The organism is Nitrococcus sp. (assembly GCF_059432795.1).
This window is the reverse complement of the sequence record NZ_JBXWZQ010000002.1, coordinates 1-16,040: the sequence shown is the minus strand read 5'-3', so window position 1 is coordinate 16,040 and position 16,040 is coordinate 1. Positions and strand designations below refer to the sequence as shown.

At 64.1% G+C, this 16,040-nt stretch carries 12 protein-coding genes; 4 read left to right on the top strand and 8 right to left on the bottom strand.

Going from position 1 to position 16,040, the window contains the following annotated elements; genetic code table 11:
* Positions 1-28 precede the first annotated feature (28 nt).
* Together AC52Q4_RS00205 and AC52Q4_RS00200 are read right to left on the bottom strand one after the other, a co-directional pair.
* Entirely contained in the window at positions 29-2,011 is a 1,983-nt protein-coding gene (locus tag AC52Q4_RS00205) for a hypothetical protein (protein WP_495534776.1), read from the bottom strand.
* Positions 2,012-2,040: 29 nt separating this feature from the next.
* A complete protein-coding gene (locus AC52Q4_RS00200) occupies positions 2,041-3,267 on the bottom strand; it encodes an ATP-grasp domain-containing protein (protein WP_495534775.1) in 1,227 nt (408 codons plus the stop codon).
* A gap of 210 nt (positions 3,268-3,477) precedes the next feature.
* On the opposite strand from AC52Q4_RS00200, the gene AC52Q4_RS00195 reads away from it, so the two are divergent.
* The gene (locus tag AC52Q4_RS00195; RefSeq protein WP_495534774.1) at positions 3,478-4,884 is read left to right on the top strand and encodes a GGDEF domain-containing protein; all 1,407 of its coding nucleotides are present in this window, start codon (positions 3,478-3,480) and stop codon (positions 4,882-4,884) included.
* A gap of 81 nt (positions 4,885-4,965) precedes the next feature.
* Here AC52Q4_RS00195 and AC52Q4_RS00190 read toward each other — a convergent pair whose 3' ends face one another.
* The 3 genes from AC52Q4_RS00190 to AC52Q4_RS00180 form a co-directional block, all read right to left on the bottom strand.
* Complete coding sequence (locus tag AC52Q4_RS00190) at positions 4,966-5,706, bottom strand: endonuclease/exonuclease/phosphatase family protein (RefSeq protein ID WP_495534773.1); 741 nt, start codon at positions 5,704-5,706, stop codon at positions 4,966-4,968.
* Between the two features lie 163 nt (positions 5,707-5,869).
* The gene (locus AC52Q4_RS00185; RefSeq protein WP_495534772.1) at positions 5,870-6,502 is read right to left on the bottom strand and encodes a thiol:disulfide interchange protein DsbA/DsbL; all 633 of its coding nucleotides are present in this window, start codon (positions 6,500-6,502) and stop codon (positions 5,870-5,872) included.
* Between the two features lie 201 nt (positions 6,503-6,703).
* The gene (locus tag AC52Q4_RS00180) at positions 6,704-7,354 is read right to left on the bottom strand and encodes a c-type cytochrome (RefSeq protein WP_495534771.1); all 651 of its coding nucleotides are present in this window, start codon (positions 7,352-7,354) and stop codon (positions 6,704-6,706) included.
* 85 nt (positions 7,355-7,439) lie between these two features.
* Here AC52Q4_RS00180 and yihA point away from each other — a divergent pair, with 85 nt between their 5' ends.
* Positions 7,440-8,360: a ribosome biogenesis GTP-binding protein YihA/YsxC gene (gene yihA, locus AC52Q4_RS00175; RefSeq protein ID WP_495534770.1), complete on the top strand. Its 921-nt coding sequence runs from the start codon at positions 7,440-7,442 to the stop codon at positions 8,358-8,360.
* Between the two features lie 174 nt (positions 8,361-8,534).
* Here yihA and polA read toward each other — a convergent pair whose 3' ends face one another.
* Positions 8,535-11,231 (bottom strand): DNA polymerase I, encoded by a 2,697-nt coding sequence (gene polA / locus AC52Q4_RS00170; RefSeq protein WP_495534769.1) that lies wholly within the window; start codon positions 11,229-11,231, stop codon positions 8,535-8,537.
* Between the two features lie 228 nt (positions 11,232-11,459).
* Between polA and AC52Q4_RS00165 the strand changes: the two genes are divergently transcribed.
* Both AC52Q4_RS00165 and AC52Q4_RS00160 read left to right on the top strand, forming a co-directional pair.
* On the top strand, positions 11,460-12,185 hold the full coding sequence (locus AC52Q4_RS00165; protein ID WP_495534768.1) for an LOG family protein: 726 nt from the start codon (positions 11,460-11,462) through the stop codon (positions 12,183-12,185).
* Positions 12,186-12,197: 12 nt separating this feature from the next.
* Positions 12,198-12,557, top strand: coding sequence for a DUF2782 domain-containing protein (locus AC52Q4_RS00160; RefSeq protein WP_495534767.1), 360 nt, complete (start codon positions 12,198-12,200; stop codon positions 12,555-12,557).
* Positions 12,558-12,593: 36 nt separating this feature from the next.
* Here the strand turns inward: AC52Q4_RS00160 and uvrD are convergent, their stop codons facing one another.
* Together uvrD and AC52Q4_RS00150 are read right to left on the bottom strand one after the other, a co-directional pair.
* The gene (gene uvrD / locus AC52Q4_RS00155) at positions 12,594-14,759 is read right to left on the bottom strand and encodes a DNA helicase II (protein WP_495534766.1); all 2,166 of its coding nucleotides are present in this window, start codon (positions 14,757-14,759) and stop codon (positions 12,594-12,596) included.
* A 148-nt stretch (positions 14,760-14,907) separates the two neighbouring features.
* Positions 14,908-15,855: a LysR substrate-binding domain-containing protein gene (locus AC52Q4_RS00150; RefSeq protein WP_495534765.1), complete on the bottom strand. Its 948-nt coding sequence runs from the start codon at positions 15,853-15,855 to the stop codon at positions 14,908-14,910.
* Positions 15,856-16,040: the final 185 nt, after the last annotated feature.

Sequence of the window (16,040 nt, the reverse complement as noted above, 5' to 3'; positions counted from 1 at the left end):
CGCGCCTCGACGCCGCTGCGCCAGCCGTTCAGCGGGCGACGACCAGCTCGTGCCAGGCGACTCCTCGCGCCCAGCTCTCCCGCGCCAGAGCGGCGATCTCGGCGAGATCCGCCGCCGGAACGAACGCCGGATCGCCGAGCTCGCGGGGATTGTAGTGAAAGACGTAAAGGCGGGCGGCAAACTGCCTGAATGGCAAAGACGATTCCCCGGCAAGCTCACCATGGCCTGCGGTCGAGGTGACGATGCCCTGGCCCCAATCCTGACCGCCGTCGTTGTTGGGGTTGTAGAAATACACGCGCACCTCGCCGCTGCGATCCAGTGTGACCCGTTGGATGGATACGGCATGCCAGCCGATGAATTGGCCGTTTTTATTGGTGGCGGCGATTCCCGCCGGCTGGGCGTAGATGAGCTGACGCGCGCCGTTGTAAGCGGGGTGATAGCTGGTGTGGAAAAGCCGCATGAATCCCTCGAAATCAACGACATCGCCGCTCGAGTATTGAATCGCCGTCGCGAAGCCGCGATGCACCCACCAGCCGTGAAACTCCGGATTGATCCACTTGTGACCATCCTCGCCACGCCCGGCGATACGCCGCCCCATCTCCCAATAGATCCGGTCGAGATGCGGCACGAGCACCAGGGAGGCCGGGTCGAGCTCGGTGTGCAGTTCCACGATGCCGCCGGACTGCAGGTCGGTGGAACGAAGCAGCTGCCCCTCGAAGTGCATGTCCACCTCATTGTCCCGCGCCGCCCAGGTAATGAGCTCGAGTAGGAACCCCGGGTCGCACTGTGACCAGAGACTGATGGCCCGCGCCGACTGACAGGTGGGATTGTCGCCCTGTCCCACGCCGAGAGGCTGACCCAGCACACTGACGGTACCGGCCAGCAGCACCGTATTGGCGGACAACTCGGTGCCACCGTCGATCAGCTGCTGTAGCGCGGCGGCCACCTGCGAGTCGATCTGCAGTCCCGCCAGACGCCAAAGGCCCGGGGCGAGCGGTGGAAAAAAAAGCACGCCGCGATTCAGCATGCAGGCGAGGCCGTAGATCGCCTGTGCCAGCGAAGGATGCGCCAGGCTGGCGATGAGCTGGCGGACCAGCCCGCCGTAGGCGTCCAGGCTGTCCCGGCCCACCGAATCGAGGCCGAGAACGCGTGCGAGGCCCGCGTCGTCGCTGGTGGCGCAGACCTGCTCGAGCAGCGCCGCATGCTGGGGACTCACCAGACCGGTCTCGTGCATGGAGTAGGCGAATGCCTGCGCTTCGCTCGCCAACGCGCCGTCGTCCAGCTCGGCCAAGGCCTGCCGATAATCCGCGTGAGCGGGCGAGGAGCGACTCAATGCCGTCGGCCCGTGAATGGCGTGCGTGAGCTTTTCGGCTTGCGCGTAAACCGCGCCGCTTCCGCCCGCCGGGAGCGTCTTGGCGGCGGCGTCAATCATCTGCCGAATGCGGTGCACGAGGATGGGCCGCTGCTGCAGGATCCGAACCGCCTCGCTGACCGTGCTCTCGAGAATGCCTTCGGTGCCGAGTTGGTCGGCAATGAACCGGAACAACTGGTGAACGCCATCGAGCAGCGGCGTGCGCTCGGCCCGGGCCGCTTCCGTGGAGGCCGGAAACAGCAGGTCCAGGTTCCGGGAAATGGCGTCCTCGAGGAATTGGCGCGCGCCCTCGGCGGAGATCTCCTCACTGTGAGCCCGTCCGGTAGCCACCGCGAGCAGCCGCAGCTCGCTCAGCGATTCGACCGCCACGGAAAGCGCCGGACCGCGCATTGATGCCGAAACCAGTGCCGGCTGCAGCGCGCCCGGACGTGCCCAGTCGCCGCCATAGAACACGCCGGCTCGATCGAATCGAGGCGCGTGCTCGTAGAGCCGCTCCACTCCCTGCGGCTCTTTGATCAGACGCAGCGTGAGATCGCAGATATGGCCCTGGTAGTTCAGCTTGGCGAATGGCTTGACGCTCTCGAGCTGATCGAGCGCCGCTGAAAACTGCCCCGCCAGGCGTTCGGCCTTGTCACTCACCGTCCGGCCCCTGTGGGTGCGCCTAAGGACTAACGGTAGAAATCATACGCTTCCTGCTCGAGCAGCAGATCACGCATCCGAGCGGGATCGTCGCCGAAAAAGTAGACCGTTCCGTAATGGTTGCCGAAAGCGACCCGCTCGGCCACCTTCGGATTCGCGGGCATGAACAGGTCGTGCTTCTCGTAATAGGGATCGTTCTCGACCGCCTCCGGCATGTCGATATCGCTGATCACGCGTTGCTTCGGATAGACCAGAAAGCATCCGGCAAATCCCTTGGCATCCTCCACCTCGCGTGGGAAGAAGCTCTGTATCTCCTCTTCGCTCGCCTTGGGATCGCTGACCAGCACTTGACCCTGATAGGCATTGAAGCCGTAGGCGCGCTCGATGAGCTCGAAGGCGTTGCCGCCCGGCACCCGATAGGCCACCTCACCAAAGTGGAGATTACCGTCGTGGGTGATGAAGAACTCCGGGTGGATCAGCCCGTGCTCAATCTCGAAAGCCTGAATGAGGTGCTCCACGGCCTTGCGAATCTGCGGCCGCCACTCTTCGAGCTCCGGCGAGGCCGGGATGAACACGGAATACCCGAGATGGACATACTCGGAGATGTTCAGGAAACGGATCTTACCATTATGAATGAAGACCTCGCAGGCGAACTCCTTGCCGTCCAGATGGCTCTCGAGCAAGCACGGGAACTCGTCGTCGCTGATGGCATCGATGTCCTCGTTCGTCTTGATGACGCGATGGCCATACGTGCCGGCTTTATCGAACGGCTTCATGTGAATGGGATCGTTCGGGTCGCCGTCGAGCTTGAGCAGCGCCTTGTTGACGCGCATGAGGAAACGGCGCACGTCGTCACGATCGTGCGCCTCCTCGAATACGCCGACGCGGATACCGGCGAGCTGCGCCCGGCGTTTCATCAAGGATTTATCGCGAAACAGCAGGGACTGCGGAAACAGCCGCGGCTTGTTCTGTAACCGGGCATTGATCGCCCCGGCCCATTCGACCGTCTCCTCGAACAGCGGCACGGCAACCTCTACACCCTCCTCGGCAAGGCGCTCATAGAGCTCGATAGAACGATCATTGAGCCGCTCGAACTCCCACGGGATATACGGAATGGCATTTTCCTTGGCGTATTCCTCGGCCCAGCCGGGCGCGACGACGACGTATTTGCGGTTGAAGCGATCAATGGCCTCGATCGCTCGCAAACTCCAACCAAGGATTGCTACGTAGCTCGAAGTCGGGGCAGACGCGGCCATGAGCGGCCTCCTCATTCGCGACAATTATGCGGATAGTAACGCCCTAAGTTCACCCTAGCGCACGGCCACAGGAGGCACAACCGCTACTCGCGCCTTCAGCCGCCCACACCGTCACGCTGTGCCTGGAAACTGGTTCGCATCACACCTCTCCACTCCGCACGTGCTTCGGTCTAAACTAAAACATGCTGTGCATGGATGCCGAGGCCTTAAATGCCGCTCAAGCGATCGTTGATCCTGCTTACCCTCATCGCGGGAATCGCGCTTCTGACCGGAGCGGTGATTTACCACCTCTCTGTGTATTCCTCGGAGCTCGCCGAGACCGAAGAGATCAACGAGCGCGAGCTGCGTTTGCTGGACCGCCTGCTCGACGCGCGTCTACAGTCCATGCAGACCGCCGCTCGGGTGGCGTTGAACCCGCGCATCGGCAGCCCCAACCTGGATGGCCTACGCCAAGCCACGGGGGCCATGGCGGTGCTGCGGCTGAACCGGGAGGACAAGCTCATCGCCGCCTCCGGCCCGCATCAGTGGTTCGACGAGCCGCCGGCGGAGCTCGCACGCGCGCTCTACCCGGATGCCGCAGCGCGCCTCGTGGTGGACGAGCCGGGGACCGACGGCGCCTCGGTCTACCTGGTCACGGCACGTTCCATGGAAGGGCAGCGGCTCGTGATCCGGCTCAAGGGCGCGGCGCTCAACCCCATATTGGCGGCCTTGGATCAAGGCCCCGTGTTGCTGGTCGACCCCGGGGGGGACATCGCCGCCACGACTCAGGCCGATCTGCAGGGACGTAAACTCTCGGCGCTGGCCGGCCATTCTCCCTGGCGGCTGTGGCTCTACGGCGATGAGTGGCTGGTCACGGAGCATACCTCCATGACCTTCCCGGGTTGGCGCCTGGTCAGCCTTACCGACCGCGCGCTGTTACCCCGGCTGCTGCAGCCCTTCCTCTCGCCCATCGGCGTCGTCTATATCGTGCTGATCGCAATTCTCGCCGTCACCTTGCGCCGGCTCTACCACCGGGCGGCCCGGGAAATGCGCCATCGCGCCGAAGTCGAGGAGCAGCTCAGGCGTAGCGAGGCGCTGTATCGCGAGCTCGCCAGCAGCGACAACCTCACCGGACTCTATAATAGCCGAAAGTGTCATGCCGATCTCGAATACGAGCTGGAACGCCATCGCCGTTACGGTCAACCCTTGTCGATCGTCGTGCTGGATGTGGATAAATTCAAAGACATCAACGACTCCTTCGGGCACGCCGAGGGCGATCGCGTGCTGCGGCTGATCGGACGTGTGCTGCGGGAGTCGCAGCGCATGGCGGACTGCGCCTACCGCATCGGCGGCGAAGAGTTTCTCATGCTGCTGCCGGCGACCGAGCCGAAGGATGCCTACGTGGTTACAGAGCGCATCCGCGATCGGCTGCGGCAGACGGCTTTCGTGACGACCAGCGGTACGCGGCTGCACATCAGCTTCAGCGGGGGCATTGCCGGCCATCGGGGGGAGGAAAGCGAACGCGAATTCTTTACCCGCGCAGACCAGGCCATGTATCAGGCGAAGCGCAGCAGTTCCGGTGAGATCCGGATCGCCGACGAGGAACCGCCCAGCGGCAACATCGCGTCCGCCGAATGACCCCCGCCGCCGACGCGGTCGTCGCGGCCATTGGCTATCATCCGGCCGGCGGACGGGAAGTGGCGAGCGCCGGCGGCTGCTTTATTCCACCAGTACGACGCACTCGGGCAGCTCCACCTCCATGATGACCGGCAGGTGGTCCGAGAGGGGGTAGTTCAGCGCCTCGGCCCGGCGTACCCGCAGGGTTGGCGAGACCAGGATGTGATCGATGTTGCGATGCGGGCGCCAGCTCGGATAGGTATGCAGATCATGGATCGGCTCGCGCAGATCGGTGTGCTTGCCCAAGTAATCGAATTCCACACTGCGGGAGAGACAATTGAGGTCTCCCATGACGATCACATGCCGGCACGCATTGACCAGCCTCGCGACATAGGCGAGTTGTCGCAGCCGCGTGCGCTGTCCGAGCGCCAGATGTAGCAGGACGACATCCAGGCCTTCGGCGGGGCCGCCGAAACGGAGGTGCAAGGCACCGCGGCCGGGGATCATTCCCGGTAGCCGGTGATTGCGAACCTCCAATGGGCGAAAACGACTGAGCACGCCGTTGCTGTGTCGGGCCAGCCGGCCGATGCGGCGGTTGGTCTGGAAATGCCAGAACGGAAAGCCGCCGCGCTGTGCCAAATACGCGGCCTGATTGATGAAACCGCTGCGCAGGCTGCCGGCATCGATCTCCTGCAGGCCGACGATATCGAAGTCGGCGATCAGTCCGCCGATACGATCAAGATTGCCGAGCCGATTGTTGTCCGGCAGCAAGTGGCGCCAGCCGCGGGTAATGTAGTGATGGTAAAACCGGGTCTCGATTCCGGTCTGGATATTGTAGCTCATCAAGCGCAGGCATCGCTCACCGTTCGCATGGCGCTCGGCCTCGCCGCTAGGTGCAGAGCTTTCGTTACCGAACATCGCACGTCGAACTATTCACGGTGGCCTGCGCCGATCATCAATCGCCTGCTGATACCAACCATGCCATGACCAAAATCATGGCGCAGATTCAGCGGCTACGTGAAGACCGCTCTTTATCGATCAAAAAATCCACGACCTTGAGCATCGCCTTCTGGCCGCCGGTGTCGCCCGAGTCCACCAGATATTTACCCGCCACGGCCATCGACGGCGTCGATCGCACCTCGTAGGCACGCACCATGCGCTCGGCGCGGCGCACGCCAACGTCCACGGCGAAGGAATCGAAGGCTTCCTGCGCCGCCTGGCGCTCGATGCCGTGCTGAGCGAAAAACGCCGCGAGCGCGTCTTCGTCGGCAAACTCTTGGCCACGATCATGAATGGCCTCGAACAGCGGCTCATGGACCTTGTCACCGGCCTGCAGGGCCTTCTCCGCGTAATAAGCCTTCGCCAGCAACGTCCAGTTCGGGCGGCCGAAGGTCACCGGCACCCGCACCAGCTCAACGTCGTCTCCAGCCTGTTGCAGCCAGCTTTTTAGCTGGGGCGAGAAGTCGTAGCAGTGCGAGCACCCGTAAGAGAAAAACTCGATGACTTCGATTCGCTCGTTGGTCATCGTCGGCTGTTGCGGCTTGACCCGGTGGTACTGCTTACCGGCTTGGTAATTCTGCGCCCCGGCGACCCCCGCGCTCAGGGCCAGCATCAAAACTGCCAGCGCAAACGCCCGCATCACTCTGCCTCCTTTTTGGGTATTTCCGCTTGGCCCATTGCGAACGCTATCCCTTCCTCGGGAGAGCACCGCCGCCTCACCCTTTACAGCCGGCGCGCGGTTGCAATCGCGCCGGGCCACGTTGGGCGCACGCGGGCGGTGCCGCACAGCGGGCTCAGGCGCAGACGCGGAGTGACGGGCGCAGCGCGACCATCTCCGTGTCTACATATGCCCCGGCCTGATCGCCGGCCGATCCCCCAGATGCAGCCCTGAGAGAAACGACGCCAGCGCCTCGATCTGCGCGTCGCTCAGACCACCGGCAACGCCCTGCATGACCTTGGCTTCCGGGTAATCGCCACGCATGCCCGCCCGATAAGCTTGCAATTGCTGAACCAGGTACTGAGTCTTCTGGCCGCTGATTCGCGGGTACTTGGCAGGTGGATTGCCCAGCCCCGCCGGTCCGTGGCAGCCGGTACAGGCCGGAACGCCCTCGCCTGGCATGCCGCCCCGAAACAACTGCTCCCCCCGCTCGATGAGCGTTTTGTCGGCCGAGCCGATGCGCATGGTCTGCGAGGCGAAATAGGCCGCTAGATCCTTCAGATCCTGGGCGTTCAGATTGGCCACTTGCGCCTGCATGATGGCATTCTTGCGCTCGCCGTTTTTGAAGTGACGCAGTTGCTCGTAGAGATAGCTCGCGTGCTGTCCGGCGAGGTTGGGAAACTGAGCGGCGGCACTGTTGCCATCACCCCCGTGACAGCCGGCGCAAGCGGCTGCCTTCTGCGCGCCCGCCGCGGGGTCTGCACCCTCGAGGGCCAGTACCACAACGCTTGGCGCAAGCAAAGCCAGGAATATGATCACTCGCTTAATCAGCATGCAGCGCTCTCCTGATTCGGGACGCGCTTGCCTTTATAACTCAAGGTGACGGTTCGCTGAGCGTTCCAACCGGCAGGCAAGGCCGTTGCAGTTTATATCAGCGGCCGGCGAAACGGTCAATTTCTCCACCGTGGACGCCGTCGCCGATATCGCCGAGAATCCGCGGAACGCCACGGCTGACCCTGCCCCCAATGCGCCTTTGGCGCAGCGAGCAATCCGGATGAATCCAATCTACCGTAAGGCCCGATTCCTGCTTAGCGCCCCGGATGTGCGCCACCTGCCCCCGGATACCGGCCGCGAGGTGGCCTTTGCGGGGCGCTCCAATGCCGGGAAGTCGAGCGCCATCAACACCATCACGGGGCAGAAGGCGCTGGCGCGTACCAGCAAAACCCCGGGGCGGACCCAGCAGATCAATGTCTTTCCGGTCTGCGAGCAGCGTTATCTGATTGACCTGCCGGGATATGGCTTTGCCAAGCTGCCGCAGGCGATCCGTGCGCACTGGCAGCGTGCATTGCCCGAATATCTGCAGAAACGGCAATCGCTATGCGGGCTGATGATCATTATGGACGTGCGCCATCCGTTGACCACGCTCGATCAGCAGATGCTTGTCTGGTGTCGCGAGGCGGAATTGCCTGTGCACGTGGTGCTGACCAAAGCCGACAAGCTCAAGCAGGGACCGGCCACCCACACCCTACGCCACACGGCACAATGGCTGACCGAACACCATCGGCAAACCACCGTGCAGCTGTTCTCCGCAACCCGCGGACGGGGTATCGACGAGGTGCACGCCAAGCTCGACGATTGGCTGCGGCTCGCCCCCGAGACTGACGGCGAATGCGGGTCTGCCCCCGCCGACGATTCCCGTCTCGCTACCGGCAACGACGCGGCCGCGCCTCGGCACAGCCAGGCGGCAACGGACGGCCGAGGAGGTGGCTCAAAGTCGAAGGGGCATAAAGAAAAGACCCCGGGGGCCATGGGGGGTGGCCTCCCGGGGCAAAGCACCTAGCCTTGGGGGCAAGGCCAGGATATTGGCCCGCTGCTAAAGAGGAGGGATAAGCGGGCCGCGCCGGGCACTGGCGCTACCTCTAGAGACAGGGGAACGCAGGAAAAGTTCCGCCACCAAGCCGCTTGGTTGCTGAACCGAGCGCCGCGCCGCCCAGCGTAGCCGCCGAAGACGGACTCAGTGGGCTTCTTCCCAGTTGTTGCCCGAGCCGGTGTCGACGATCAACGGCACGCTGAGCTCTGCGGCGTCCGCCATGAACGAGCGGATGCGCTCGGCCACGACGGCCACATCCGACGCTGGCACCTCGAAGACCAGTTCATCGTGCACCTGCAGCACCATGAACACATCCTCGCGTTCGCTTTGCAGCCACTGATCCACACGGATCATCGCCCGCTTGATGATATCCGCCGCGCTGCCTTGCATGGGGCCATTGATGGCCGTGCGCTCCGCGGCCTGACGACGCTGCTGGTTGCTGGTATTGATCTCCGGGAGATAAAGGCGCCGGCCGAAGACCGTTTCCACGTACTGGCGCTCGTGAGCCTCCTGCCGGGTACGCTCCATAAAGCGCTTCACCCCCGGATAACGCTCGAAATAGCGCTCCACATAGTGGCGCGCGGCTTCGCGCTCGATGCCGAGCTGCCGGGCCAGACCGTAGGCGGACATGCCATAGATCAGGCCGAAATTGATCGCCTTGGCCGCGCGCCGCTGCTCCGGCGTTACCTGCTGCACATCGGTGGCGAACACCTCGGCGGCGGTGGCGCGGTGGATGTCCTCGCCCGCGGCAAAGGCACGGCGCAGTCCTTCGTCACCCGAGAGGTGGGCCATGATGCGCAGCTCCACCTGGGAATAATCGGCTGCGAGCAGGCGGTAGCCCTCGCGGGCGATGAAACTGCGCCGGATGCGCCGTCCCTCCGGCGAGCGCACCGGAATGTTCTGCAGATTCGGATCGGAGGAGGACAGGCGACCGGTGGCCGCGACCGCCTGCTGATATGAGGTATGCACGCGCCCCGTCCGGGGGTTGATCAACAGCGGCAGCTTGTCGGTGTAGGTTGATTTCAGCTTCGCCAGGGCGCGGTGCTCGAGGATCATGCGCGGCAGAGGGTAGCTCACGGCGAGCTCCTGGAGTACCGATTCGGCCGTTGACGGTGCGCCCTTGGGCGTCTTGGCGAGCACCGGCAGGCCGAGCCGATCATAGAGTATCGCCTGGATCTGCTTGGGCGAGCCGAGATTGAACTCGCAGCCCGCCTCGCCGCATACCGCTGCCTCGATCTCGATCAACCGCCGCCCGAGCTCCTCGCTCTGCTCGGCGAGCAGCTCGCGGCTCACCAGCACACCGGTACGCTCCATGCGCGAGAGCACGGGGATCAGGGGCATCTCGAGTTCGCGGAAAACACGCTCGGGCCCCAGGCGCTCGCGCAACCGCGGATACAGCTCCTGGTGCAGGCGAAGGGTGATATCTGCATCTTCGGCGGCGTATTCAGTGGCCCGGTCGAGCGCCACCTGATCGAAGCGGAGCTGTTTCGCGCCCTTGCCGGCCACATCCTCGAATTTGATGGTGCGGTGACCGAGATACTTGAGCGCCAGCGAGTCCATGTCATGACGCGTCGCGGTGGAGTCGAGCATGTAGGACTCGAGCATGGTATCAAAGCGTACGCCGCGTAGCGCGATGCCGTAATGCGCCAGCACGCTCATATCGTATTTCAGATTCTGCCCCAGCTTGGCGCGCTGCGGGTCTTCCAGCAACGCCCTGAGCTGCTCCAGGACATGGTGACGCGCGAGCTGGCGAGGGAGATCGTCGCCGGCGTGAGCCACCGGCACATAGGCGGCATGCGCGGGCTCGACCGCGAACGAGATGCCGACGATCTCGGCATCCATGTAATTGAGGCTCGTCGTTTCCAAATCGAAAGCGAACACATCGGCGTCCGCAAGACGGCGCAGCCATCGCTGCAGATCGCTTTCCTCGAGCACGGTCTCGTAGCGGACCGCCATCTGCCCGGCGCTGGCGAGTGCCGGATTGGCTTCGCCGAGCTCGGTGAGCCAGCTTTTGAACGCGTAGCGGCGATAGAGCTGCAGCAGTGCCTCCACATCCGGTGGCTGACGGCGCATGGAGCTCGGATGCCACTCCAGCTCCAGATCGCAGCGAATCGTTGCGAGCTCCCGCGAGAGCTCCAGTTGCGCCAGATGTCCACGCAGGCTCTCACCGACCTTGCCCTTGATCTCATCGGCATGCTCCAGAAGGGCGTCCAAGGAGCCGTACTGCCCGAGCCACTTGGCCGCCGTCTTGGGACCCACCTTCGGCACGCCGGGAATGTTATCGATGGCATCGCCCACCAAGGCCAGATAGTCGATCATGCGCGCCGGTGGCACGCCGAACTTTTCCTCGACGGCGGCCGCATCGAGCCAGACCCCGGACATGGTGTTGAGCAGGACGACGTTGTCATTGACGATCTGCGCGATGTCCTTGTCGCCCGTTACGATGATGGTGCGTAACCCCGCCGCGCCCGCCTGCACTGCCAGCGTGCCGATGACGTCGTCGGCCTCCACTCCTTCGACCTCGATCAGCGGCAGCCCGAGGGCACGTACGATGCCCTTGAGCGGCTCGAGCTGAAGCCGCAGGTCATCCGGCATGGGGGCGCGATTGGCCTTGTAGGCGTCAAAGAGATCGTCGCGGAAGGTTTTACCTTTCGCGTCGAACACGACCCCGAAGTAAGCCGTGTCATACTCGGCGAGCAGCTTGCGCAGCATGTTCACCACGCCGTAGATCGCCCCGGTCGGCTCGCCGCTGGGATTTTGCAGCGCCGGCAAGGCATGATAGGCACGGTACAAATACGACGAGCCGTCGACCAAGATCAACGGAGGGCATTGTTCGCTCATCGCGACACAATCGCTCCTTAGGTTGCAACCGTTGGAATGCCCCGGGCCCGAGGCCTTGCGGGAACGATGAGCATACCATCCGGACCGCTGGGCGTCGGGCGCGCGGCCGGGCGATCGGCCGCAGCCGGCGCAAGCGCTTTATATGGTACAAAAGGGGGGTGGGCGTTACATTGATTATCTGTCGAGTGCCGCTCGCCCGCAGCGGTAGACCCGGAGACGAGGGCCACGATGAAAGGGCACGACAAGTTCAAAGAGCATGAGCGTCTCCCGATCAACGACTCCATAATGACGCGCGAGTCGTGGAAGATTTTCCAGATCATGGCCGAATTCGTGGAAGGATTCGAGCGCCTCGCGCAGATCAAGCCATCCGTGAGCATGTTCGGCTCGGCACGCACTCCGACCGACCATCCCTGGTACAAGCTGGCCGAGGATATCGCCTACGCGCTGTCACAGGCGGGCTTCTCCGTGGTCAGCGGCGGCGGCCCGGGCATCATGGAGGCCGCCAATCGCGGTGCGTACGCGGGCAAATCGCCAAGCATCGGCCTCAATATTCAGCTGCCTCAGGAGCAAGCCGACAACTCCTACCAGAACATTGCGCTGCACTTCCGACATTTTTTCTCGCGCAAGGTGATGTTCGTGAAGTACGCCTCGGCCTATGTGGTGCTCCCGGGCGGTTTCGGAACGCTCGACGAGCTCGCCGAGATTCTCACACTGGTGCAGACGGGCAAAACCCGCCGGATACCCATCATCCTGGTCCACGCCCCGTTCTGGGAGGGGCTGATCGACTGGCTGCGCGACACACTGGCCGCCCAAGGCACGATCGACCCGGAAGATCTCGCCTTGTTCAAAGTTCTCGACGAGCCCAGCGCGGTCGTCGACGCCATTTTCGATTTCTACGAAAACCGCGGCCTTGAGCCCTCAGAAGCAGAACAGGAGATCCTGCTGGATCTCTAGGCGGGACAATCTATGGTCAAGGTCCGTGCTTTCCTCGCCGCACTCGCCGCAATCGCCGTGATCGGCGGCCTCGGCAATGTCACGGCCGCCGACAATACCGGCGCGGCGCCGCGTGTCGTTCCACCGCCGCGGCCGCAGGAGCTGACCAAGGGCAAGGCGATCGACGAGCAGGGCGTCAAGATCATCCGCCGCGACGGGGCGGTGTTCCAGGAATACAGCGCCGGGGGACGGGTCTACGCAGTCAAGGTCATCCCGAGCCACGGCCCGTCCTACTGGCTCTATGACTTTGACGGCAACGGCAGCCTGGAGATGCGCGGCGACTTCCTCAACGAGATGCCCCCGCCCATGCAGTGGCAGATCCTGACCTGGTAGTGGCCCCGGCGGCCAACGCGCGCAGCGCCTGCGGTCTCAGTAGCACGGCTTGAGGTTGGCGTAAGCCGCGACTAACCATTTGCTGCCGCTGTGCGTGAAGTTCACCTGCACGCGGCTGTTCGGCCCCTGACCCTCACAGCTGAGCACGACCCCCTCGCCGAACCGGTCATGGCGCACGCGCTGCCCCAGGCTGAAGGCCCCACCGCTCGCCGCCGGCACGGGCGTCTCGGCCACCGGCCGCGGCGGGGTCACACTGAAACGGGTACGCACCTCCTGCATCAGCTCCGCCGGAAGCTCCTGGAGAAACCGTGATGCCGTTGCATATTGGTCCTGACCGTGCAGGCGGCGACGCTCGGCGAAGCTCAGCAAGAGTCGCTCCCGCGCCCGGGTGATTCCGACGTAGCACAGGCGCCGCTCTTCCTCGAGCCGCCCCGGCTCGTCGAGGGCCATCCGGTGCGGGAACAAACCTTCCTCCAGGCCCACCAGGAAAACCACCGGAAACTCCAGACCCTTGGCGGAGTGCAAGGTCATGAGCTGCACGCCGTCCTCCCATTGCCCGGCTTGAGCGTCTCCGGCCTCCAGCGCGGCATGAGCGAGAAATGCCGTCAGGCCGTCCATCTCGTCTTCGGCCTCGCGGATCTGCTCGAACGTGCGCGCGGCGCTGATCAGCTCATCGAGGTTTTCCAGTCGGTCCAGGCCCCGTTCGCTGCGGTCTTTCGCGTAGTGCTCACGCAAACCGCACCGGGCCAGCACCGCCTCGACCTGCTCGGCGAGCGTCTGCGCCGCGAGCGGCTCGCTCAGGCGATCGAGCAGCTCGATGAATGCCGAGGTGGCGCGGGCCGCCCGCCCGGCAAGCCCGCCCGTGCTTAGGAGATCGCACGCGGCGCGCGCGAGGCTCCTCTGGCAGAGGCGGGCGTGGCTGCGCAAGGCATCGAGCGTCTTGGCGCCGATGCCACGGGCCGGCGTGTTGATCACCCGCTCGAAAGAGGCGTCATCATCGCGGTTCACGAGCAGCCGCAGGTAGGCCAGGGCGTCCTTGATCTCGGCTCGTTCGAAAAACCGCAATCCGCCATAGACCCGATACGGAATCCCGCGGCCCAATAAGGTCTCTTCGAAAGCGCGGGATTGGGCGTTGGAACGGTACAAAACCGCGCAGTCCCCACGCGCGTAACCCTCGGACTCGATCAGGGCGCGGATCCGCTCGACGACGAATCGCGCCTCATCGAGCTCGCTGAATGCCGCGTAAACCGCGATCGGCTCGCCGACCGCCCCCTGCGTCCACAACCGTTTGCCCAATCGGCTGCTGTTGCAGGCGATCAGCGCGTTGGCGGCGTCCAGGATCGTCCGCGTCGAGCGATAATTCTGCTCCAGTCTCAGCACGCGGGTGCTCGGCTCGTCACGGCGCAGCCGCTGCATGTTCTCTACCCGCGCGCCGCGCCAGCCATAGATCGACTGATCGTCGTCGCCGACGATGAAGACATCGCTTTCACGATCCATGAGCAGGGACAGCCACTCATATTGAATACGATTGGTGTCCTGGAACTCGTCGACCAGAAGGTGGCGAAAACGCCGCCGATAGTGCTCGAGCAACGCGGGATGGGCCCGGAGCAGCTCGTAGCAGCGCAGCAGCAACTCGGCGAAATCCACCAGGGCGCCGGCGCGACAGGCCTCTTCATAGGCTTGATAGAAGCGCCGCATCTGCTCGCTATAGGCATCCTGGGGCTCGAAATCGCCCGGCCGGCGGCCCTCGTCCTTGCGGGCGTTGATGAACCCCTGAATCTGGCGCGGCGGCCAGCGTGTCTCATCGATCTCGAGCTGACGCAGTGTGCGGCGGATGAGGCGGCGCTGATCCTCGGCATCCAGGATCTGGAAGTGCTGCGACAATCCGGCCTCCCGCCAGTGCAGTCGCAGCAGCCGATGGGCCAGCCCGTGAAAGGTGCCGACCCACATGCCCCCGGCGCTGATGCCCACCAGCTCGCCAATGCGCCCGCGCATCTCGGCGGCCGCCTTGTTGGTGAAGGTGACCGCCAGAACGGAGTAGGCCGAAGCGCCCTGCACTTGCAGCAGCCAGGCCGCCCGGTGCGTGAGCACCCGCGTCTTGCCGCTGCCGGCACCGGCCAACACCAGGGTTCGGCCGCACGACAACGTGACGGCCTCGCGTTGCGCCGCATTCAGGGAGCTGATGAGGTTGGCACTGTCCACGTCCGCTGGGTTCCCTGCCTATCGTCCTGCCCATTCGATCTTGCCACAGCCCGGCGCGCACCTGCGAGCTGTACCCACGCGGCAATGCCTCAGCACCACTGCGGCATGGCCGTGCCCCGCGCCGCTCGCTGCGTACGCCCGGAACCGATCAGGCCGCGCTGTGGTTCGCCAGCCCCGACTCATGGAGCGCCACTACGGCGTCCAGATTCCGCACGACGTCGGCCAAGCTTCGCAGGGTCGGCTCCCGTGCCGAGCCCTTGCGCCAGTACAGTGCCATTTCCCGTTGCGGTGCCGGCGCCTGGAAAGGCCGCAATTCGATCGCCGCGTGGTTCGGAACGGCGGTATTGGCCGCGGCCGCCAAAGCGGGCAACAAGGTCACGCCGGCGCCCAAGGCCACCATCTGGCGCAGCGTCTCCATGCTGGTCGCACGGAACTCGGCAATGTTGCCGGCACCAACCAAATCGCAGACATCCAATGCCTGATCACGCAGGCAATGGCCTTCCTCAAGCAACAAGATGTGTTCCGCCTCGAGATCACCGAGCTCGACCTGCTGACGCCGCACCAGAGGGTGCTCCGCGGGCAACGCCAAATAGAAGGGCTCATGGAAGAGCGGCATGGACTGCAACCCGCGCTCGTTGACCGGAACGGCCATGACGGCCGCGTCGAGCTCGCCGCGGCGGAGCCGATTCACGAGCACCCGGGTCTGCTCTTCGTAGAGCAGCGGCTTGAGCCGGGGGTAGGCGGTCCGCAATACCGGAATCAGATGCGGCAGAAGATACGGACCGATGGTGGGAATCAGGCCAAGACGCAGTTCCCCGGTCATGGGATCGCCCGCGGCGCGGGCGGCATCCACGATGTCCGCCACCTCGTTGAGCACTCGGTGTGCGCGCTCGGCAATCACCTTACCGGCCTGGGTCAGCATCACCTGTTTGCTGCTGCGCTCGATGAGCTGAACACCGAGGTAGATCTCCAGCTTCTTGAGCTGCGTGCTCAGGGTCGGTTGCGACACATAGCAGGCAGCAGCGGCACGGCCGAAATGGCGATGATTCGCCACGGCGACCAGATAACGGAGGTCTCGGAAATTGATCTGTACCATAACCAGCCAGCTCTTGCGCCTGACAAGGCACTCCCCCCGAAATCGCGTCGCAAGACCTTATTATACTAATAAAAATGCCGAGCGAGTCGAGACAATAACGCCGCCGGACGACCCCAGCAATAAGGACGGCCTCGATACCTCCATCGATTTCGGGACAGGGGATCTCACCGTGGCGCGCTCTGGTC

Bases quoted from the DNA above. Each gene is read 5' to 3' on its own strand.
- AC52Q4_RS00200 (WP_495534775.1), bottom strand. From the start codon at position 3,267: ATGGCCGCGTCTGCCCCGACTTCGAGCTACGTAGCAATCCTTGGTTGG.
- AC52Q4_RS00195 (WP_495534774.1), top strand. From the start codon at position 3,478: ATGCCGCTCAAGCGATCGTTGATCCTGCTTACCCTCATCGCGGGAATC.
- AC52Q4_RS00190 (WP_495534773.1), bottom strand. From the start codon at position 5,706: ATGAGCTACAATATCCAGACCGGAATCGAGACCCGGTTTTACCATCAC.
- AC52Q4_RS00185 (WP_495534772.1), bottom strand. From the start codon at position 6,502: ATGCGGGCGTTTGCGCTGGCAGTTTTGATGCTGGCCCTGAGCGCGGGG.
- AC52Q4_RS00180 (WP_495534771.1), bottom strand. From the start codon at position 7,354: ATGCTGATTAAGCGAGTGATCATATTCCTGGCTTTGCTTGCGCCAAGC.
- polA (WP_495534769.1), bottom strand. From the start codon at position 11,231: ATGAGCGAACAATGCCCTCCGTTGATCTTGGTCGACGGCTCGTCGTAT.
- AC52Q4_RS00165 (WP_495534768.1), top strand. From the start codon at position 11,460: ATGAAAGGGCACGACAAGTTCAAAGAGCATGAGCGTCTCCCGATCAAC.
- AC52Q4_RS00160 (WP_495534767.1), top strand. From the start codon at position 12,198: ATGGTCAAGGTCCGTGCTTTCCTCGCCGCACTCGCCGCAATCGCCGTG.
- AC52Q4_RS00150 (WP_495534765.1), bottom strand. From the start codon at position 15,855: ATGGTACAGATCAATTTCCGAGACCTCCGTTATCTGGTCGCCGTGGCG.